This is a genomic window from Bacillus sp. FSL P4-0290, assembly GCF_037975435.1.
Taxonomy (GTDB): domain Bacteria; phylum Bacillota; class Bacilli; order Bacillales; family Bacillaceae; genus Bacillus; species Bacillus subtilis.
In genome coordinates this window covers 3,190,896-3,211,156 of the sequence record NZ_CP150253.1, presented here as the reverse complement: position 1 = coordinate 3,211,156, position 20,261 = coordinate 3,190,896, and the positions used below count along the sequence as shown (strand labels likewise).

At 42.0% G+C, this 20,261-nt stretch carries 27 protein-coding genes; 17 read left to right on the top strand and 10 right to left on the bottom strand.

Going from position 1 to position 20,261, the window contains the following annotated elements; all coding sequences use genetic code 11:
* The first annotated feature begins 9 nt into the window (after positions 1 to 9).
* From essA to MKY10_RS16900, 4 genes are all read left to right on the top strand, one after another.
* Positions 10 to 465: a type VII secretion protein EssA gene (gene essA / locus MKY10_RS16915; RefSeq protein ID WP_015251327.1), complete on the top strand. Its 456-nt coding sequence runs from the start codon at positions 10 to 12 to the stop codon at positions 463 to 465.
* 62 nt (positions 466 to 527) lie between these two features.
* The gene (locus tag MKY10_RS16910) at positions 528 to 1,259 is read left to right on the top strand and encodes a (S)-benzoin forming benzil reductase (protein WP_003244421.1); all 732 of its coding nucleotides are present in this window, start codon (positions 528 to 530) and stop codon (positions 1,257 to 1,259) included.
* Positions 1,260 to 1,456: 197 nt separating this feature from the next.
* A complete protein-coding gene (locus MKY10_RS16905; RefSeq protein ID WP_230488099.1) occupies positions 1,457 to 1,987 on the top strand; it encodes an HD domain-containing protein in 531 nt (176 codons plus the stop codon).
* A 176-nt stretch (positions 1,988 to 2,163) separates the two neighbouring features.
* Positions 2,164 to 2,400, top strand: a complete 237-nt coding sequence (locus MKY10_RS16900) for a YuzF family protein (RefSeq protein WP_003220677.1) — start codon at positions 2,164 to 2,166, stop codon at positions 2,398 to 2,400.
* 40 nt (positions 2,401 to 2,440) lie between these two features.
* On the opposite strand, the gene MKY10_RS16895 is transcribed toward MKY10_RS16900, so the two are convergent.
* Positions 2,441 to 2,830 carry a DUF2283 domain-containing protein gene (locus MKY10_RS16895; protein WP_230488100.1) on the bottom strand — a complete coding sequence of 130 codons (390 nt, stop codon included), beginning with the start codon at positions 2,828 to 2,830 and terminating at the stop codon, positions 2,441 to 2,443.
* 114 nt (positions 2,831 to 2,944) lie between these two features.
* Here MKY10_RS16895 and MKY10_RS16890 point away from each other — a divergent pair, with 114 nt between their 5' ends.
* The 7 genes from MKY10_RS16890 (at position 2,945) to pdeH (ending at position 8,628) form a co-directional block, all read left to right on the top strand.
* Positions 2,945 to 4,054, top strand: coding sequence for an AI-2E family transporter (locus MKY10_RS16890; RefSeq protein WP_003243652.1), 1,110 nt, complete (start codon positions 2,945 to 2,947; stop codon positions 4,052 to 4,054).
* Positions 4,055 to 4,113: 59 nt separating this feature from the next.
* Positions 4,114 to 4,335 carry a spore germination protein gene (locus MKY10_RS16885; protein ID WP_003242933.1) on the top strand — a complete coding sequence of 74 codons (222 nt, stop codon included), beginning with the start codon at positions 4,114 to 4,116 and terminating at the stop codon, positions 4,333 to 4,335.
* Between the two features lie 72 nt (positions 4,336 to 4,407).
* On the top strand, positions 4,408 to 4,656 hold the full coding sequence (locus MKY10_RS16880) for a YueH family protein (protein WP_021480501.1): 249 nt from the start codon (positions 4,408 to 4,410) through the stop codon (positions 4,654 to 4,656).
* 71 nt (positions 4,657 to 4,727) lie between these two features.
* Positions 4,728 to 5,126: a YueI family protein gene (locus MKY10_RS16875; protein WP_015251331.1), complete on the top strand. Its 399-nt coding sequence runs from the start codon at positions 4,728 to 4,730 to the stop codon at positions 5,124 to 5,126.
* Between the two features lie 96 nt (positions 5,127 to 5,222).
* Positions 5,223 to 5,774, top strand: a complete 552-nt coding sequence (locus MKY10_RS16870) for an isochorismatase family cysteine hydrolase (RefSeq protein WP_014477836.1) — start codon at positions 5,223 to 5,225, stop codon at positions 5,772 to 5,774.
* Positions 5,775 to 5,789: 15 nt separating this feature from the next.
* Complete coding sequence (locus MKY10_RS16865) at positions 5,790 to 7,262, top strand: nicotinate phosphoribosyltransferase (RefSeq protein WP_003228788.1); 1,473 nt, start codon at positions 5,790 to 5,792, stop codon at positions 7,260 to 7,262.
* A 136-nt stretch (positions 7,263 to 7,398) separates the two neighbouring features.
* The gene (gene pdeH / locus MKY10_RS16860; protein WP_046381301.1) at positions 7,399 to 8,628 is read left to right on the top strand and encodes a cyclic di-GMP phosphodiesterase; all 1,230 of its coding nucleotides are present in this window, start codon (positions 7,399 to 7,401) and stop codon (positions 8,626 to 8,628) included.
* Here pdeH and MKY10_RS16855 read toward each other — a convergent pair.
* Positions 8,604 to 8,972, bottom strand: coding sequence for a hypothetical protein (locus tag MKY10_RS16855; protein ID WP_046381300.1), 369 nt, complete (start codon positions 8,970 to 8,972; stop codon positions 8,604 to 8,606). The two genes, pdeH and MKY10_RS16855, sit on opposite strands and share 25 nt — an antisense overlap.
* Positions 8,973 to 9,086: 114 nt before the next feature.
* The gene (locus MKY10_RS16850) at positions 9,087 to 9,212 is read right to left on the bottom strand and encodes a hypothetical protein (protein ID WP_003228793.1); all 126 of its coding nucleotides are present in this window, start codon (positions 9,210 to 9,212) and stop codon (positions 9,087 to 9,089) included.
* Between the two features lie 221 nt (positions 9,213 to 9,433).
* Here MKY10_RS16850 and degQ point away from each other — a divergent pair, with 221 nt between their 5' ends.
* The 6 genes from degQ to MKY10_RS16820 all read left to right on the top strand — a co-directional run bounded on the left by degQ (position 9,434) and on the right by MKY10_RS16820 (position 14,297).
* On the top strand, positions 9,434 to 9,574 hold the full coding sequence (gene degQ / locus MKY10_RS16845; protein WP_003220708.1) for a degradation enzyme regulation protein DegQ: 141 nt from the start codon (positions 9,434 to 9,436) through the stop codon (positions 9,572 to 9,574).
* A 184-nt stretch (positions 9,575 to 9,758) separates the two neighbouring features.
* Positions 9,759 to 10,622, top strand: coding sequence for a polyprenyl synthetase family protein (locus MKY10_RS16840; protein ID WP_014480705.1), 864 nt, complete (start codon positions 9,759 to 9,761; stop codon positions 10,620 to 10,622).
* Between the two features lies 1 nt (position 10,623).
* A complete protein-coding gene (gene comX / locus MKY10_RS16835; RefSeq protein WP_014480704.1) occupies positions 10,624 to 10,845 on the top strand; it encodes a competence pheromone ComX in 222 nt (73 codons plus the stop codon).
* Positions 10,846 to 10,860: 15 nt separating this feature from the next.
* Positions 10,861 to 13,173: a sensor histidine kinase gene (locus MKY10_RS16830; RefSeq protein ID WP_041332996.1), complete on the top strand. Its 2,313-nt coding sequence runs from the start codon at positions 10,861 to 10,863 to the stop codon at positions 13,171 to 13,173.
* A gap of 80 nt (positions 13,174 to 13,253) precedes the next feature.
* Entirely contained in the window at positions 13,254 to 13,898 is a 645-nt protein-coding gene (comA, locus tag MKY10_RS16825; protein WP_003220716.1) for a two-component system response regulator ComA, read from the top strand.
* 18 nt (positions 13,899 to 13,916) lie between these two features.
* Positions 13,917 to 14,297 carry a hotdog fold thioesterase gene (locus MKY10_RS16820; protein ID WP_014477831.1) on the top strand — a complete coding sequence of 127 codons (381 nt, stop codon included), beginning with the start codon at positions 13,917 to 13,919 and terminating at the stop codon, positions 14,295 to 14,297.
* 40 nt (positions 14,298 to 14,337) lie between these two features.
* On the opposite strand, the gene mnhG is transcribed toward MKY10_RS16820, so the two are convergent.
* From mnhG to MKY10_RS16785, 7 genes are read right to left on the bottom strand one after another with little or no spacing between them, the layout of a single operon-like run.
* Positions 14,338 to 14,712 (bottom strand): monovalent cation/H(+) antiporter subunit G, encoded by a 375-nt coding sequence (gene mnhG / locus MKY10_RS16815; RefSeq protein ID WP_003244302.1) that lies wholly within the window; start codon positions 14,710 to 14,712, stop codon positions 14,338 to 14,340.
* On the bottom strand, positions 14,696 to 14,980 hold the full coding sequence (locus MKY10_RS16810) for a Na(+)/H(+) antiporter subunit F1 (protein ID WP_003228814.1): 285 nt from the start codon (positions 14,978 to 14,980) through the stop codon (positions 14,696 to 14,698). The genes mnhG and MKY10_RS16810 overlap by 17 nt, the downstream gene beginning before the upstream one ends.
* Positions 14,980 to 15,456: a Na+/H+ antiporter subunit E gene (locus tag MKY10_RS16805; RefSeq protein WP_003228815.1), complete on the bottom strand. Its 477-nt coding sequence runs from the start codon at positions 15,454 to 15,456 to the stop codon at positions 14,980 to 14,982. Before MKY10_RS16805 ends, MKY10_RS16810 begins: the two co-directional genes overlap by 1 nt.
* A gap of 5 nt (positions 15,457 to 15,461) precedes the next feature.
* Entirely contained in the window at positions 15,462 to 16,943 is a 1,482-nt protein-coding gene (locus MKY10_RS16800) for a Na+/H+ antiporter subunit D (RefSeq protein ID WP_046381299.1), read from the bottom strand.
* On the bottom strand, positions 16,936 to 17,277 hold the full coding sequence (locus MKY10_RS16795) for a Na(+)/H(+) antiporter subunit C (protein ID WP_003220730.1): 342 nt from the start codon (positions 17,275 to 17,277) through the stop codon (positions 16,936 to 16,938). The genes MKY10_RS16800 and MKY10_RS16795 overlap by 8 nt, the downstream gene beginning before the upstream one ends.
* Complete coding sequence (locus tag MKY10_RS16790; RefSeq protein ID WP_038429537.1) at positions 17,277 to 17,708, bottom strand: Na(+)/H(+) antiporter subunit B; 432 nt, start codon at positions 17,706 to 17,708, stop codon at positions 17,277 to 17,279. The genes MKY10_RS16795 and MKY10_RS16790 overlap by 1 nt, the downstream gene beginning before the upstream one ends.
* Entirely contained in the window at positions 17,701 to 20,106 is a 2,406-nt protein-coding gene (locus tag MKY10_RS16785; RefSeq protein WP_046381298.1) for a Na+/H+ antiporter subunit A, read from the bottom strand. Before MKY10_RS16785 ends, MKY10_RS16790 begins: the two co-directional genes overlap by 8 nt.
* Positions 20,107 to 20,261: the final 155 nt, after the last annotated feature.

Below are 20,261 nucleotides of genomic sequence, written 5' to 3'. Positions count from 1 at the left end.
ATGATTTGTATGCTCTCCTTTTCCCTTTTCATACCCTCTGCAGCTGCTGCCCAAACTGAAGAAAATACAGATGTCGCGCCAAACCAGTATGAGAAAAAAGACATCGAAATCGATACGAATTATTTGCATGAAGATACCTACTATGAAGAAAAAACAGAACTGCCTGAGGAACAAAAGGATATCACTTTTGATAAACCGAAGGACAAGGACGCCGAGCTGATAAAAGATTTGTTTACATCAACAAATGCCGAGGATTCCAACACGATTGCAGCCCAGTCGAAACAGCTTGGAATTACATTTGCAGAAAAACCAATAACAAAGACATCATCAACGGAAACAGAAGATGAACAAGAAACATCATCATTGCTGCTGCCGATGATCTATGTCGTACTGATCCTGCTCGGAATTGCAGGCATCGTGTTCCTCATCCCAAAAGTCACAGCGCAGGAAAACAAGAAGGCGTAGGCCGCGTGCTTGTGTTGTGTAAAAGCGGTGCCGTACAATAATAACGGAAAAGGAGGTTTCCAATGGAACTTTATATCATCACCGGAGCGTCAAAAGGGCTGGGTCAAGCCATTGCATTACAGGCTTTAGAAAAGGGGCATGAAGTCCATGCCTTATCCAGAACGAAAACGGATGTCTCTCACAAAAAACTAACGCAGCATCAAATAGACCTCATCAATCTCGAAGAAGCTGAACAGCAATTTGAAACATTGCTCTCATCCATCGATTCAGATCGTTATTCTGGTATTACCCTTATTAATAACGCCGGAATGGTAACGCCGATCAAACGTGCCGGCGAAGCGTCTCTTGACGAGCTTCAGCGCCATTATCAGCTGAACCTGACTGCGCCCGTGCTTTTGAGTCAGCTGTTTACAAAACGGTTTGCTTCATACAGCGGCAAAAAGACGGTTGTCAACATTACTTCAGGAGCCGCCAAAAATCCATATAAGGGATGGAGCGCGTATTGCAGTTCAAAAGCCGGGCTCGACATGTTTACGAGGACATTCGGATTTGAACAGGAGGATGAAGAGCTGCCGGTGAACATGATTTCGTTCTCACCTGGAGTGATGGACACTGAGATGCAGGCAGTCATCCGTTCTTCATCGAAAAAGGATTTCCACCACATTGAACGATTCCGGAAATTAAATGAAACAGGAAGCCTTCGCAGTCCGGACTTTATTGCCGGCACGCTGCTTTCTTTATTAGAAAAAGGGACGGAAAACGGCCGCATTTATGATATTAAAGAGTTTTTGTAGAGCAGATATTTTCTGCTCTTTTTTTTATACAAAAGGCTACAGCCAGCGCATTTTATTGAACAGCCGCATATACTGACTGAAACGTTGCTTTTAGGGTATAACAATGATGATAAGAAGATCAAAATGATGTGACATAAGAATTGAGTTTCTCTGCAAATTATGTTAGGATTCTAAAAATATCTAAAGGAGGGGTTTCCATGAGAAAGGTTACATTAATGGATGTTTTCACCCATCCAATTGCACAAAAATATCTTCAGCGTTCCGGCGTGGCACATGCGATTGCCTGCGCTTATCATGCATACAGGCTGTCTGTGAAGGCTGACATTAATCCTGATTTAGCAGCAAAAGCGGCACTGCTTCATGACATTGGCCATTATGAATGGTATACAGACGGAAAGTGGGATTATGAGAAATACAAAAGAAATGACATCCATGCCATTAAAGGGGCGGAACGGGCGCATAAACTTCTGATTCGGCTTGGCGAGGAACCGAAAGCAGCAAAAGAGATTGCACTAGCCATTTTGCTTCATACAGATTCCTATTTGCCTGAAGGCGAATTAGATAAAAACACACTGCAGCAGATTGTCAAAAAAACGGACGAACTGGATGAAGAGCCGGGCGGCCACCATCATTACCGCCAAATTGATCCTTCAACCGCACGAAAAAAAATAGAAAAGCTGGACCAATTAATCGACCAAGCCCAGACATCCGTGATAAAGCCTGTATAAGTACGGAACAGCGCCAGCTTTCTTCGCTGTCTCCGCTTCATCGATACTTCCTTTAGACCCGCTCCCAAACGTATTCTCCTAAAACCTCCGCACCCCTTTGTTTTATCAGGTAAGCCTGTGTCATTATCCATAAGCGCGGCATAAGCTGAGATAAAACACACAAAGGGGATAAAAATATGGTCAACCAAGGTAGTCCGCAACTGGTCTCTTTAGTCGATCCTTATGTCTATCAGACCATTAAAAAGCTCATCGGCTCAAGGTTCGTTATACAGACAGTACGAGATACGGTCAGAGGCAGACTGATCGATGTAAAACCTGACCATATCACAATTGAAGGAGCCCGAAATTCTGTTTGTTTGATCAGAATCCAGCACATGATTTCCGTCACCCCAGATTACAGTGAGCGGGTCTAACAGTGCTTGCGCATGAAAAATAGGCGTACACCGGGACGTCCTATTTTTCAGTTAAGCGCTGTAAAAACGCACTATGATACATTGTTCCATCAAGGTCAAAGCCGGCAAATTCCTGATCGTCACCATCTGAAAAACAGAAAGTGACACCGTACACCGTATAGCAGGAACGGACTAAAGCATGCTGGCGGACACGAAAATGATAACCGTCTGAATCTTTTACATACAGCCGGGATTTCCCGGCAAATGGGGCACAGAGGTGTGCTGCCTCACCAAAACATTCGAATCCGGCGATTTTGCCATCTTGGCTGATATCCAGCAGGAGACAATCATTGACTCTGAGCTCCTCAGTCCGTACATTCCTGTTCTTTTTCGGAGGAAGAACATAGATATAAGCCAGTTCTGAATCTGTATCGTATGTCACGGCCTTCATCACCAACACTCCTTTCATTATATTAAGAGTTCTGATATGAGTTCATTTTTGTTACAATGATGGGGTATAAGTTCTTTTATCTGACAGACAAAGAAAAACTAGGAGGAACAAAGCTTGTTGAAATCAAAAGTCCATTTTTGGACATTGCAGATTTTATTTGTTTTGCTGATTATTTTTGTAGCAACAAAAGTTTCATTTGTATTTCAGCCGTTTATTGTTTTTATCTCGACATTGTTTTTCCCGATGCTAATTGCGGGAATTTTGTATTTCATATTTAATCCGGTCGTCCGCCTGCTTGAGAAAAAAATTCCGCGGACATTATCCATTCTATTGATCTATTTACTGTTTATCGGTTTGCTTGCCTTTATTTCAGCGTCAGTCGGACCTATCATCACCGCACAGGTGACAGGGCTGTTTAACAACCTTCCTGATTATATAAAACAGATTCAGGCGCTGACAAAGGATTTGTCCCATTCTCAATGGTTTACCTGGATGATGAACCAGGATTATGTATCGATATCAAAAATTGAACAGTCATTGACAAGTTTTCTCCAAAACCTGCCGCAAAATATCACGTCCAGTTTATCTGCGGTGTTTGGTGTCGTGACAAACATCACGCTTGTTATTATTACTGTTCCATTTATCCTTTTTTACATGCTGAAAGACGGACACCGCTTTCCGCATTTGGCAGTAAAAATTCTACCGGCTTCTTATCGGACAGAAGGCTTAAAGATTTTTAAAGATTTATCCGATACGCTTGCGGCATATTTCCAGGGGCAGCTGTTAATCTGTCTTTTTGTCGGAACAGCGTGTTTTATCGGCTATTTAATTGCCGGACTGCCGTATGCCCTGATTCTTGGGATTGTCATGGCGATTACCAATATCATTCCCTATGTCGGGCCTTTTCTCGGTGCCGCGCCGGCTGTCATTGTCGGTTTTATGGACTCGCCGGCCAAAGCGCTGTTTGCGATTATTGTGGTCGTCATCGTTCAGCAGCTGGACGGAAACCTGCTGTCTCCTCTTGTGATCGGAAAGCGGCTGAATACCCATCCGCTTACGATTATTTTGCTATTAATCGGAGCGGGAAGCTTCGGCGGAATTCTCGGCATGATTTTAGCGGTGCCGGTTTATGCGGTAGTGAAGGCGTTCTTCCTGAATATTGTCCGCTTGATCAAGCTGCGCCAGCGGTCACGACTCGAGGAAAACGCAAAGCCAGCTGAATAGGCGGGCACCATTATCGGCTCCTTGCATATGATGCTGTAAATCAATGCGGAGGTGGGGAAATGCCTGCAATTGTGGGGCCGATTTATATCATGTCAGTTACGGATAATGCCGCGGCAAGCTTTGGAGACGTATTTGCGATTTCGCCCAAAAGCGTCGCTCATTCAGGGGCGGGGTCAGGCACATTTCAGCTTGGTGATTTTGTGAAGATTAACAACCAAACGAGTAAAACTCTCTTCAAAGATGCCGATATCACTGATGAAACAGTTTCGTTTAACGGGTAACAGCCTTTTCACAAGAGGCTGTTGCTTTTTTATTGTATAATATGGGTAGTCTTTGAATAGAGAGGTCATGTTATGAAAATCAGAAAAGCAAATATCAATACGCAAACCGGAATGATCACGGACGTGTATCTGCATGAAAACAGAAAAGAACTGCGCACGCTTGTAGCGGTACCGCAGCTGGAGTGGAGCACGATCATTTCCTATGAAGAAGATAAAGCAACTCTGCCTGAACGGCTGGAAGCGTCGTTGCGCCGGCATACAGAGGAAATCCCTGCTGGTGAGCTGGCCAAAAAAATCATTCATTGGGTAACAGAAATGTAAACGGCGCTTGAAAGTTTAGCTCCTGCCTGATCAGGTGATAATGAAGACAAACAAGACGGGAGGACAGGCTTTTGAGTGAAGATAAAATGGATCTCTATTTGCAGCAAGGAATGTATGGGCCTTTGGAGACAAAGCCTGACGAGCGCCACTTGTTTTTAGGTTCTCTAAGAGAAAGAGTCGTTTTGGCACTGACGAAAGGACAGGTGCTTAGAAGCAAACCGTATAAAGAGGCGGAGCACGAGCTGAAAAACAGCCATAACGTCACCCTTTTGATTAATGGAGAGCTTCAGTATCAGTCTTACTCTCCTTATATCCAAATGGCGAACCGGTACGGAGTGCCCTTCAAGATTGTATCTGATCTTCAGTTTCATACGCCTTTAGGCATCGTCATTGCGGCTGACATCGCTGTGAATCGTGAATTGATATATATTCAGGACGACATTTATAATCGGTCAGTGCTGAAATCTTAAGAGACAAACGGACCGTTTGTCTTTTTGTTCATGGCATTTCACTTACAACTGGAGATAAGATATAATGTTCTCATACTGATGGCGGGGAGGCCGGCTATGAAAAAAGCACTTATTTGTATTGATTATACGAATGATTTTGTGGCGAGTGACGGAAAATTGACCTGCGGGGAGCCCGGCAGAATGATTGAAGAGGCGATCGTCAATTTAACTGAAGAATTCATCACAAACGGTGATTACGTCGTATTAGCAGTAGATTCTCATGATGAAGGGGATCAATATCACCCTGAAACCCGTCTTTTTCCTCCGCATAATATAAAAGGCACGGAAGGAAAAGATCTGTACGGAAAGCTTTTGCCTCTATATCAGAAACATGAACATGAGCCTAATGTTTACTACATGGAAAAAACGAGATATTCTGCTTTTGCGGGAACTGATTTAGAGCTCAAACTCAGAGAGCGGCAGATTGGCGAACTGCACCTTGCCGGTGTCTGCACAGATATTTGTGTGTTGCATACAGCTGTTGACGCATACAACAAAGGTTTTCGGATTGTTGTGCATAAACAAGCTGTCGCCAGCTTTAATCAGGAGGGGCACGCATGGGCTCTTTCCCATTTTGCAAACAGCATCGGAGCGCAAGTGGCAGAGTAAGGAAGGGGAAAAACAGTGTTAGAGTACGGATTTAAAGATGACAGCCTGTCATTACATACAGACCTTTATCAGATCAATATGGCGGAAACGTACTGGAGAGACGGCATTCATGAAAAGAAAGCGATTTTTGAGCTGTTTTTCAGAAGGCTTCCGTTTGAAAATGGCTATGCCGTATTTGCGGGCTTGGAAAAAGCCATTGAATACTTGGAAAATTTCAAGTTTACGGATAGCGATTTGAGTTATTTACAGGATGAACTCGGGTATCATGAAGATTTTATTGAATATTTGCGCGGCTTATCTTTTACAGGTTCACTTTACTCCATGAAAGAAGGAGAGCTCGTTTTTAACAATGAGCCGATTATGAGGGTGGAGGCACCCCTGGTAGAAGCGCAGCTGATTGAAACAGCTTTGCTCAACATTGTGAACTATCAAACATTAATCGCAACAAAGGCTGCCCGGATTAAAGGCGTCATTGGTGATGAAGTTGCGCTTGAATTCGGAACAAGACGGGCGCACGAAATGGATGCGGCCATGTGGGGAGCAAGAGCAGCCTTAATCGGCGGCTTTAGCGCGACAAGCAATGTAAGAGCCGGAAAGCGCTTTAATATCCCGGTTTCCGGCACACATGCGCATGCGCTTGTGCAGGCTTACCGCGATGAATATACAGCTTTCAAAAAATACGCGGAAACACATAAGGACTGCGTCTTCTTAGTTGACACGTATGACACGCTTCGTTCAGGCATGCCAAACGCGATTAGGGTTGCCAAGGAATTCGGCGACCGCATTAATTTCATTGGCATCCGTCTGGACAGCGGCGATTTGGCGTACCTGTCAAAAAAAGCCCGGAAAATGCTTGATGAAGCAGGATTTACAGATGCGAAGGTGATTGCTTCAAGCGATTTGGATGAGCACACCATTATGAATTTAAAGGCTCAGGGAGCGCGCATTGATGTCTGGGGTGTCGGTACGAAGCTGATCACTGCCTATGACCAGCCGGCTCTCGGCGCAGTTTATAAACTCGTTGCCATTGAAGAAGACGGGAAAATGGTCGACACGATCAAAATTTCGTCCAATCCTGAAAAAGTGACGACACCGGGCAGAAAGAAAGTCTACCGCATTATTAATCAGTCCAACCATCATTCTGAAGGCGACTATATTGCGCTTTATGATGAGCAGGTGAATGATCAGAAGCGGCTCAGAATGTTCCACCCGGTTCATACATTCATCAGCAAATTTGTCACGAATTTTTATGCGAAGGATCTTCATGAGCTGATTTTTGAGAAGGGTATTCTTTGCTACCAAAATCCTGAGATTTCAGACATACAGCAGTATGTGCAGGATAACCTCAGCCTGCTTTGGGAGGAATATAAGAGAATCAGCAAGCCGGAGGAATACCCGGTTGATTTAAGCGAGGACTGCTGGAGCAATAAAATGCAGCGGATCCACGAAGTGAAAAGCAGAATTGAAGAAGAGCTTGAGGAAGAATAAAGAAAAACTGGCCTTTCGTTCGCGAAGGGCCAGTTTTCTTTATGTATATATTATTTTTCATGTTTAGACAATTTTCGTCAAATTATTTGATATACTTAGGGGTGAAAGCCGCGCGTATTGTAAGGGGGATAAATCAATGAGGGTGTTTGTTGCAAGACAGCCTATTTTTAATAGAAAAGAACAGGTTGTTGCTTATGAACTGCTGTATAGAGAAAGCGAAGAGAACGTGTATAGTGCTAAAGACGGCGATCAGGCAACAACAGATTTGGTGATCAACAGCTTTTTAAACATCGGAATTGAGAAGCTGACGGAAGGGAAACGCTGTTTTGTTAATTTTACGGAAAGCCTGATGTTTTCGAATCTTCCCACCTCCTTCAATCCGAAACAGCTTGTCATTGAAATCCTTGAAGATATACCGATCACGCCGGCCCTCATTTCTAGATGCAAAGAATTGAAAAAAATGGGGTATATGCTGGCGCTTGATGATTTTTATGCAATAAACCCGCAAGATGAGGACTTACTGGAAAAACTCATGAGCTATATTGATATATTGAAAATTGATTTTCTCAAAACAACACGAATGGAACGCAGAACAATTTTGCAAACCTACGGCTGCCGCAGCCTGATTTTTTTAGCGGAAAAAGTAGAGACCCGAAAAGAATATAAACAGGCGGTCCAAGACGGCTTTCAATTATTCCAAGGCTACTTTTTCAGCGAGCCGCGCATCATCAGCGGGCATGACCTATCGACTCATTTCTATTCTTACTATGAACTGCTTAACGAACTGAGCAAAGAGCAGCCTAACATAAAGCGTGTGACAGAGTACATAGAGCGGGATTTATCACTGTCCTATCAAATTTTAAAATTTTTAAACTCATCCCACAGCCGTTTGAGCCAGAAAATTGAAAGCATTCAACAGGCCATTATGCTGCTGGGATTTAATGAAATCAAACGGTGGATATATATTCTTTCCTTTAAGGATTTAAGCAGGAAAGGGCATTCCAGCAAGCACGAAATCATTAAGATTTCTTTGATAAGAGCAAAGCTTTGCGAACTGCTGGCGAGAAAGACATCCCGGCCGCAGCCTGCTTCTTATATGCTGATCGGAATGTTTTCTCTCATAGACACCCTCCTGCATAGAGAAATAGAGGAAATTGTTCAAGAATTGCCTTTAAAAGATGAAGTCGGGCAAGCATTATTAGGCCATCAAAACGACTACTACCAAATGCTTGAGCTTGTGAAATTAATTGAAAGCAACAACTGGGACACTTGCTCAGAATTAGGCAATCAACTCGACAAAGAAGAAGCGTATGAATGTTATCTTGAGGCTCTGGAATGGTGTCATAATCTTATGGACGCAAAATGATTGCGGTCCTCTGACCACCGCAAAGCAAGAATGATTCGGCTTTGCGTTCCGATAAGGCTGATATAGATGCCGTCGGGATTAAAGACCGTATCCACTTCATGCCGGACGCCCATTTGTTTGATCAGGCGCTTGATGGTTTGTTTATCGGACTGCTCGGCTGCCGTCAGAATGCGGCGCGAGAGCTCCCGCGAGCCCGCAATGCGGCCGAGAACGAGCTGGGCATCCGCAAATATCCCTGCGGCCTGCTTCGCTGAACGGATAAAGGTATCAATATTGTTGGCAGGAGCGGGCAGACGGCGTACCTCATACGGATACACGTAAAACCAGGGATAACGATATCTCATGGGAGCACCTCACAAAAAAAGGATGTTTCTATATGTATAGATCCCTAATTGCCGAATATGACAAAGCGAAAAGGCCACAACTTTAGCGTTGCGGTCTTTTTCGGTGTTTGTCGGTCAGGAAACGCCAAGAATCGCATATTCAATTTTGAAAATACGGTATGAAGGACTATAGTCTTGCTTAGTGAAAATGCGAAACCCGTTAAAATCAAGGAGATTAAGAATCTTTCTCAATTTCAGCACATATAAACGCTCTTTCACATAGAAAGATAGTCCTGTTCTTGTTGTGATTCCTTTGAGTATAAGGACCTATTGAGATTTGCGGTGTCACGCAGGACTTTTTTGCATACTTTTCGGTGAAAAATGAGCCGAAAGCAGATACACTATTAGTAACAGATCAAATACCTAGGACTCGTTCACCATACACAATTCATTGATCTTTCAAAAAAAGGAGTGTGGAAACGATGGAAAAGAAACTTGAAGAAGTAAAACAATTGTTATTCCGACTCGAACTTGATATTAAAGAAACGACAGATTCATTACGAAACATTAACAAAAGCATTGATCAACTCGATAAATACAATTATGCAATGAAAATTTCGTGAAAAAGACTTGGAAACAAGTCTTTTTTTTCGTTCTACCGATACAATAAATGGATAAAGTATTATATGATTGTTAAAAAACGAAAAACCTGCTGTCCTTTAAATGTCCCATTTAGTAAAATGGAATGGGAGGGGGGAAGTCGTTATTGAGCAGATATGTTTAGATTCTGTCCGGATCAAGGAGAAAATGAAGGAGATTGTGGATGAAAATATTTTAAATGAGGACTTAAAAGTGAAGCTCATTTCTTTTATCAAAGAAAAAAAACAATTTTCATTTGCAGAACTGGCTTATTACCATTACATAGCATTTGATGGAAAAAACGACAAAGCAATTGAGTTATTGGCGTCAGGTATAGAACTTTTAATTTTATCTGCGGACATTTTTGACGATATTGAGGATAAGGACAATCTTCAGGCTTCTTGGATGAAATTAGATCCTTCTATAGCAACTAACGCAGCTACCGCACTTTATACATTAAGTCTGCAAGTAATAGGTTCAGTCTCAAATCATCCAAAACTTTTAAGCCTTACTTTGCAATATTCACTCCAATCTTTACAAGGACAACATGTAGATTTGAATTTAACAGCCTCATCAGAATCAGAGTATATTGAAATGATTAAACTTAAGTCGGGTTCTCTGGTAACATTGCCCAGTATTCTTGGTGTATATCTGGCAACTGGAGAATATAATGAAACAGTTGAGGAGTATTCACGTTATTTAGGTATAGTCGAGCAAATTGCAAATGATCACTATGGACTTTATTACCCTAACTATAATGACTTCAAAACTAGACATACGCTTGCCTTCAATTATCTTAAAAATAAATTTAACCAATCATCAATTGACTTATTAAATTTTTATGCGCAAGAAAATCATATGATAAATAATTTGGAAGATTTGAAGGGAAAGTTAAGAGAATCAGGTGTAATACAATATTTGAATGTTATAAAAAATTTAGCAGTGGAAAATTTTAAGGAATCATTCAAAAAACTGAGATTAGATGAACAAAGAAAAAATAAATTACTTATTCAATTATTAAGGGGGATTTAATTTGAAACATATTGATAAAATCATTAGCCATCTAGTAAACAACCCGGAAGCGTTTGATCAATTTAAGAATGGGAACTTAACCTTGCTAAATATAAATGAAAAAGAAAAGAAAGCAATATTATACGCGTTTGAACAAGGAGAGGTGCCAAGAACAAGCAAGTGGCCTCCAATAGAAGCTATTAGTAATTTTTTTGAGGATGATAAAAGAAAAAGTTTGATTTAATTACGGGATGATGTGATGTACAGATATATTAACGTCTATAAATATTTGTCTCTAGTTTTTATCATTTTAAGTTTTATTTATGTTATATACCTCTCGTATAGCTTTGCTTTTAACATCTTCGTAGGTGCGGATGTAAAGATAAATGAACAGGGTAAGTTAGAGGTCACCAATGTTTTAGATTATACAGATGAATATTATTCATGTGTGAAAAAGGGAGATATCATTCTTGAAGTAAATGGGGAGAAAGGCAGTGATATTCAATTAAAAAGTGGAAGATTGGTCAATGTAGAAAGTTTAATTGTTGAGAGAGATAATAAATCATTTCATTTACAAAATGTAAGCCTAATCAGTGAAGAAAATTTATTTATGTATCTCATTCCTGTAATATCTTATTCAATCTGTTTATTTTGTATATTTTTTATTTATAGAATAAATAAAGTAAGAAAATCAACTTCTGCTTATATTTTAATTTTATTTTTGTTATTTGTATCAGTAGCGTATGTAAGTGCATGTGGAGCAAGAAGAGGTGAAGAGATAAGCACTTATCTGCTTGTTCTTACTTTAGTCAGTTGTCCGGTGTTATATATTCATTTTATATATAAATACTTTATAGAATTAGGAACAAAGTTATTCGAAAAGAAGATTTTAATCATTATGTATATGCTCCCGCTAATAAATCTTTTATTAGAGGACGTTCTGAGTAATAGATTAAAATCTTCGGCTTTTTTGTCTAATCTGAATTTGATTTCATTTTTTGTCCTAGTTCTTACTGTATCGATTCTTATCCATAAAGGGATAAGAAAATTTAAACAAAAAGAGCAAAAGTCAATTTTGAAAGTCCTTGCTTATACAAATATCTTTTCTTTCAGTCCGTTTATTGTCTTTTTTGCTGTTCCATATGTGTTTTTCGAGAAGTATGTCTCACCTTTTAGTTTGGCTGCTTTTACACTTGTTATACCTTTTTCTTTAGTATATCAATTTATGACTAATAGACTTTATAATATCGACTTTGTTGTGGGGCGGCTTAAGTACTACGGTTTTTTAGCCATTACACCTACTATTATCGTAGTGACCATCTTTAATTACATTCAGCAACCAAAGGATATCTTTTATTTAGTTAAACTAACAATTGCAATATATGTTCTTATGTTTGCCGTTTTTTACTTTAAAGAAATCATTGATTTTCGTTTCAAGTTGAAAAGATTTACAGAGAAATTTAATTATCAAGATGGGATTTTTAAATTTACTCAGTTGATTAAGCAAGCATCATCAGTAGATCAAGTACTTAATCACTTTAAAAATACAATCCTAGAAGTATTAAACATAGATAATGCTTGCGTGTATGATAATTCTAAAGGGGAAATCACCCTTCTTAGTAAGAACAACTTTAAAGATCTGACTTATAAAAATCATGAGCAATATGTGAAAAATTTTTCTGGTGATATCGGTAAAATTAAAGAGTTTAAACAAGGTTTTATTATTAAAATAGGTGAACGAGGAGACAGATCATTTTTAGTACTCTGTTTCTCAAGTTATAATACTTTTAAGTTAACAAGGGATGAAATTGCATGGCTTCAAACATTAGCATTTTATACAAATGTCTCATTGGAAAACGTTATGAAAATCGAAGAATTGATGGTGCATCTTGAGGATTTAAAACAACAAGAATCCAACCCCGTATGGCTCAAAAAACTCATGTACACGATCGAGGAAAAACAACGCTCGGATCTCGCCCGCGATCTCCACGATTCGGTTCTTCAGGATTTGATTTCCTTAAAACGCCAGTGTGAGCTGTTTTTGGGTGATTTCAAGAAGGATGATAATCCGTGCCGTGAAGAGGTGCAGGACAAGCTTGTACAGATGAATGAGCAGATGTCTGATGTGATTTCGATGACGAGGGAGACGTGTCATGAGCTGCGGCCGCAGCTTCTGTATGATCTTGGGCTGGTCAAGGCGCTGTCGAAGCTGGTGGCGCAGCAGCAGGAGCGGGTTCCGTTTCATATTCGTTTAAATACCGGGAGATTTACGGCTTCCCTTGATCTGGATTCGCAGCTGAATTTGTACCGGATCATTCAAGAGTTTCTGTCTAATGCGGTCAAGCACTCTCAGGCGACGGATGTGCTGATTATGCTCATCAGTATTCAAAACAAAATCGTTCTTCATTATGAGGATGATGGCGTAGGGTTTGATCAGGAAAAGAATACTGAGCATTCCATGAGCATGGGGCTTTCTGGCATTAAGGAGAGAGTCAGGGCTTTAGATGGGCGCCTTCGGATTGAAACAAGTGAAGGAAAGGGCTTTAAGGCTGATATTGAAATCGAATTGTAATGGATTTATAACGGAAACGACTTGGCACAGGCCAAGTCTTTTTTATAAAATGGAAAAGAGTGAGTAAAAGGGAGGAAAACATGAAAAAGATACTAGTGATTGATGACCATCCGGCTGTCATGGAAGGCACCAAGACAATTTTGGAAACGGATTCGAATTTGTCTGTTGATTGTCTCAGTCCTGAACCGAGCGAACAGTTTATCAAGCAGCATGATTTCTCGTCATATGATCTCATTTTAATGGATCTGAATCTAGGCGGCGAGGTCAATGGGATGGAGCTTTCTAAACAGATTTTACAAGAGAATCCTCATTGTAAAATTATCGTGTATACCGGTTATGAGGTCGAGGATTATTTCGAGGAAGCGATTCGTGCGGGTCTGCACGGTGCCATCAGCAAAACGGAATCTAAAGAAAAGATCACCCAATACATATACCACGTACTCAACGGAGAAATTTTAGTCGATTTTGCTTACTTTAAACAGCTGATGACTCAGCAAAAAACAAAGCCGGCTCCTTCCTCTCAAAAAGAACAAGATGTGCTCACACCTAGAGAATGCCTGATTCTTCAAGAAGTTGAAAAGGGATTTACAAACCAAGAAATCGCAGATGCCCTTCATTTAAGCAAGCGGTCCATTGAATACAGCTTGACATCGATTTTCAATAAGCTGAATGTCGGTTCACGGACGGAAGCGGTTTTGATTGCGAAATCAGACGGTGTACTTTAAATGTTGGGGGTGTAGATGATGGATACGAAACACACATTGCTTGAAGCGCTTGGTATAGAGATTGTTGAAAACACAGCGGAACGATGCGTTGCGGTCATGCCGGTGGATCATCGGACGGTTCAGCCGTTCGGATATTTGCATGGGGGCGCTTCAGTGGCCCTGGCGGAAACAGCGGCGAGCGCAGGTGCACAGAACCTGATTGATCATTCAACACAGGCTTGTGTCGGTTTGGAGATTAACGCCAACCATTTAAAATCTGTAAAGGAAGGAACGGTAAAGGCGGTAGCCGAGCCCGTTCATATCGGCAGAACGACGATTGTCTATCACATTCACATATATGACGAGCAAGAGAGGCTGATCTGTATATCCAGATGCACGCTGGCTGTCATCAAGAAATAAAAAAACAGCCGGAACTCTGCCTGTCCGGCTGCTATTATTTTTATAGATAAGAATCCTCTTTTCGTTTAATCACAAAGTTTCTGATTCCGTTATAGTCATCCTGTACGCTTCTCTCATCAAGCTTGACGCCGGAGTTATACGCAGCACGGCAGATCAAGTGCCCGCCGATAGGCGACGTAATAAAGATAAAGAGAATCCCAAGCAGGATTTTAGCGGAGAGCTCCCCCGTCACAAACCACAAATAGAAGAAGACACCGAGCAGAATCATATTGACACCTAATGTTGAGCCTTTAGAAGCAGCATGAGCGCGTGTAAACACATCGGGAAGGCGAAGTACGCCAAATGAAGCAATGAGGCATATTAGAGCACCCAGCAAAATGAATACAGCCACAACGACCTTAGCGGTTTCGATCATTTTCGATAATCTCTCCTTTCTCCAGGAACTTGGAAAATGCGATCGTTCCGATAAACGATAAAATCCCCAGCAACAAAATAATATCCAAAAACGCACTTGTTTTCAGCAAAATGGAGACAAGCGCCGTGATTGCGATCAGATTGATGCCGATTGCATCCAGAGCCACGACCCGGTCAGGCACAGTCGGCCCTTTAATGACACGAATGACATACAAAAAGGTAGACACTGCCATAATGCCGAGCGCGATTTGCAGGATCAGCGTAAACATCACCGGCTCACCTCCTGTATGGCTTTTTCAAATGACTCCCGAATATCAAAAATCGCTTTTTCCGCATCCTCGATATCCATTGCATGAATATAAAGTATTGTTCTGTCATCTGAAATATCCATCACCAAGGTTCCCGGCGTTAATGTAATGAGCAGAGAAAGCAGGGTGATTTCCCAGTCCTTCGTCAGTTCAGTTTTAAAAGCAAAAATACCCGGTCTGATATTCAGTTTTGGAGATAAGACTGATTTCATCACACTGACATTGGCAAGGTACAGTTCCTTTATAAAAATGAAACAGAGCTTGATGATAGAAATCAATTTCCATAGATAAAACTGGCGAGTGAAAAAGCGCCGGAAGAAAAAGAGAGAGAGCATTCCCAGAATATAGCCTGTAATGAATCCTGCGGCGCTTGGACTGTTGCTCAAGAACATCCAGCAAAAAGCGAGAAACACATTTAATAAAATTTGAAATGCCATGCGATCTACTCCTTCAGAACAGCTTCGATATATTTTTCCGGATTCAGCAGCGTCTCGGCCGCTTGATCAACGTAAGGCGACACCCATTCTGTACCCAACCCGAAGAGAAGAGACAGCAAGAGAAAAATAGCTGCCGGATAAAGAAGTCCTTTAGCTGTTCGATGATTTGGTTTTGGCGTTTCTTTTTCTTCGCCCCAAAACGCATGTATAAAGACCCTCAGCACAGAGTACAGTACGAGCAGACTCGAAAGCAGAATCAGCATGGATATCGTAAATTCACCTTCTGCGAAGCCGCCCTCCGCAATTTTAAATTTGCCGACAAATCCGCTCAGTGGCGGAATGCCTGCAAGAGAAATAGCGGAAATGAAAAACATCCATCCAAGAACAGGATAGCGTTTGATCAGCCCGCCCATTTTATGCAGGCTCGCGGTTCCAGTCAATGCGATCAGCGTACCCGCCAGCATAAACAAAGCGCCCTTAATCAGCATATCGTGAATTAGATAGTAGATCGCGCCCTGAATGGATGCGGGGGTGTGTACTGCCACACCGAACAAAATCACGCCGACAGCGGTAATAATGTTATAGATCACAATTTTCATGACATTCGAATAAGCGAGTGAACCGATCACACCGAAAATCACAGTCAGCGCCGCCAGCCAAATCATCAGCTGATGGGTAAAGGCAGTATCGTGAATAAAAATCAATGTGAAAACCCTCGTAATCGCATATAACCCGACTTTTGTCAGCAAAGCGCCGAACAACGCGGAGATTGCCGCCGGTGGCGCGTAATAAGAGCCTGGAAGCCAAAAGTAGAGGGGGAAGATTCCGCCCTTCATGCCAAATACCAAAAGCAGCAGGACACCAATCACAGTGATCAGCCCGGTTTGTCCTGATTCGCTGATTTTCACGCTAAGATCCGCCATGTTTAACGTACCGGTTACAGCGTATAAAAAGCCGACCCCTATGACAAACAGGGCAGACGATACAATATTAAACACAATATATTTAAGGGATTCCCGCAGCTGAATTTTTGTGCCGCCTAATACAATCAGCATATAGGAAGCAATAAGCAGAAGCTCAAAAAATACGTACATATTAAATAAATCGCCTGTTAAAAACGCTCCGCTGACGCCGGCAAGCAAGAACTGAACGCCGGAGTAGTAAAAGGAGCGCTCCCGTTTTTCACCGACAGAACGGAAGGAATAAAGCCCAACCAATAAACCGATGACCGCTGTTGTGAGAACGAGAAGGCTGGCGAATTGGTCTGCGGCAAGCACAATGCCGTACGGCGCTTTCCATCCGCCTAGGCTGAGTGTCTGGATACCTTTTGTGAAGACAGTCTGTACAAGTATGCCGCTAATCACAATCCCGATGGCCGATGCCGCCGTGCTGAAGATTCTCATGAGCATAAGATTCTTCGTCATGAAAATCAGAAGAATAGCCGACAAAAGCGGGATCAGGATTGGCAAAATAACAAAATTATTCATGTTGATCATTTCCCCTCATTTGATCCATATCGTCCGATTTCAATTCCTGATAAGCGCGAAAGGCCATGACGAGTATGAATGACGTAACGCCAAAAGAAATGACAATTGCGGTCAAAATCAGGGCTTGCGGAAGCGGATCGACAAATGATTTGGCATGCTCGCTCAAAATCGGAGCAGCGCCTTTCTTTAATCCTCCCATAGTTAAAAGCATTAAATGAACGCCATGGCTTAACAGTGCTGTTCCGATAATGACGCGAAGCAGGCTTTTAGACAGCAGCAAATACGTGGCAGCCATAAAAATAATACCGGCTAATACAGCCATTAAGATTTCCATTATTCTTCCTCTCCAATCGTTTGAATAATGGTCATCGTTATGCCTACGACAACAAGATAAACGCCTAAATCAAATATCGTCGCTGTGGCGAGCTCCGTTTTCCCAAGGATCGGCAGCTGAAAGTATCCGAATGTGTGGGTTAAAAAAGGAAACCCAAAGACAAAGGAGCCAACGCCTGTTAATACAGCGAGCAGAAGGCCGGCTCCCGCGACATAAATGAAATTGACAGGCAAAAGGGAACGCACGGTTTTTAAATCATATGCCAGAAGCAAGAGAACGATGGAAGAGGACGTGATCAGTCCGCCGACAAAGCCTCCTCCGGGCGCGTTATGCCCTGATAAAAATAAATAGAAAGAGAAAAGCAAAATGATAAAGGATACAAGCTTTGTCGCGGTTTGAAGAATCAAGTCATTTGTTTTTTGTTCATTCACCGCTTTTCCCCTCCTCTTTTACTTTTGTTTTAATCATGCTGTAAATGCCGAGAGCGGCTATTGTTAATACCGTAATTTCAAACATTGTATCAAATCCCCTGAAATCAACAAGAATGACATTGACGACATTATCCCCTCCGCCGAGATCGTGGCTATGTTTGACAAAGAAGGACGCAATGCTGTCTTTTGTCCGCTGGCTTGAGGATGCGATACCGAGCAGAGTAACGATAACACCGACGCCTAAAGAAATGATAAAATTCGTCATCCGGAACGTTCTCGTTTTTGTTTTCAGCCTCAGTTTCGGCAAATGGTAGAAGCAAAGCAGAAACAGTGCCACAGAAATCGTTTCAATGACGAGCTGAGTCAATGCCAAGTCCGGCGCTCTGAAAATGACAAAAAACAATGCAAGCGTATAACCGACAACACCGAGTGCAATGATCGCCGTCAGTCTTGACCTAGCAAAAACAGTCGCCACTGTGGCGCTGATCATGACAAGCGTCAAAATGATTTCGTATACACCGATTTTAGCCATGCCTTCCGTTTTAAATGAAAATCCGCCTTTAATGGCAAAAGCTCCGCCTATCAGAATGATGAAACCAGCGAAGATATACAGCAAATAATCTCTTAAAAACCCGGTCATATATTGTTTTGTGACCCGGTAAGAGCCTTTCTCCATCAGAGTCAAAAGCTTATCGTATAACCGGTTGAGTGTGAGTTTCGAAGGAAACAGTTTATAGATTCCTTTCCACTTATTCAGCGACAAATAACCAATTGTTCCGATCACAACAATACCCGCAGTCATGAGCAATTCCGTTGTAACCCCATGCCACTGTGAAATGTGAACGTGGAATTTCTCATGGCCGGCAAGCAGTGTCGGATAGATTGAGTTCATCGCAGGCTCTATCAGGCTGTACGACAATATATTCGGGAAAAAGAAGAGACTGACAGCCAAAGCGACAAGAATGACCGGTGGTACGAGCATGCCGACAGGCGCTTCGTGAGCCTGTTTTTCAAGCTGTTCAGGCTGGTAATTTCCTCTGAATGTTTTAAACAGCAATTTCATGCTGTAGATAAACGTAAATACACTTCCGATCCAGGCGAAAAGAGGGAACAGAACGCCCCATGTCTGCACGTTGAACAGGTCAAAATGTGTCACGCGAAGCATGCTTGTGAAAAACATTTCTTTACTCAAAAATCCGTTAAACGGCGGTAAGCCGGCCATTGAAAATGTCCCGATTAAGGAAATGGTAAATGTAATCGGCATAATCGCCATCAGGCCGCCTAGCTTCCGGATATCCCGTGTGCCTGTTTCGTGATCGATAATCCCGACTGCCATAAACAAGCTTCCTTTAAAGGTTGCGTGGTTGATTAAATGGAAAATGGCAGCCATAGCGGCAACTGTATAATATTCTGTATGGCCGTAATGAAGGGCCGCAGCACTGACTCCGAGCATGGAGATGATCATGCCGAGCTGGCTGACGGTTGAAAACGCCAAAATCGATTTTAAATCAGTTTGTTTCACGGCATGGAATGAACCCCAAACCATCGTAAAGAGGCCAACGAGGGACACGATCCAAAACCACTGAGCTGAAAAGGCGAAAATAGGACTGAATCTCGCAATCACATAAATGCCGGCTTTTACCATAGTAGCTGAATGGAGATAAGCGCTGACAGGCGTCGGAGCTTCCATCGCGTCAGGGAGCCAGATGTAAAAAGGAAATTGCGCTGATTTCGTAAAAGCCCCTAATAAAATGAGAATCATAGCCGGGATAAACAATTCGTGGCCGGCAATTAATTGAACCTGATGAACCATCTCTCGAATACTGAAGGAATCCGTTATCAAATAAAGGAGAATAAATCCGCCGAGCATGCACAGCCCGCCGCTGACCGTAATCAAAAGTGATTTGGCTGCGCCATAGCGCGACTTTTCCCGCTTATACCAATAGCCGATCAGCAAAAAGGATGAAAGGCTTGTAAGCTCCCAGAACATGTAGAGAACCATGACATTGTCTACTAGAACGACACCGAGCATGGCGCCCATGAACATCAATAAGTAGACATAAAAGGGCCCAAGCTGTTCTTTTTCTTTCGATAAATAAAAAATGCTGTAAAGAGTGACCAAAGAGCCAATGCCTGTGATCAGTAAAGCGAATAATAACCCGAGGCCGTCTATATAAACGGTAAAGTTAATGCCGAGTGACGGAATCCACTCTAATACCGATCGAAGTGTTTCTCCAGACTGTGTCATCCTGATCATTGGGAGAAAGTATATAAACAGCAAGACGGGCAGGATCAACACAAACCAGCCCGTATGCACTCTTTTTGCGTATTTTGCCAAGAAGGGAATGATAAAAGCAAATAAAAAAGGCGATAAAATAGCAAGATGTAAGAGCTGCAAAGATAAGACCTCCTTTTCTCGTTCTCAATTGAAAAATGCGCTATGTATGAAATATACGGTCAAACGACCTAGTCCAAATTATATCGCACTTTTCTGCAAGCTGCCACGCTTCGAACTGCTGTAATGGGTTTTTATGAGTTCTTTTGACCTCAAAA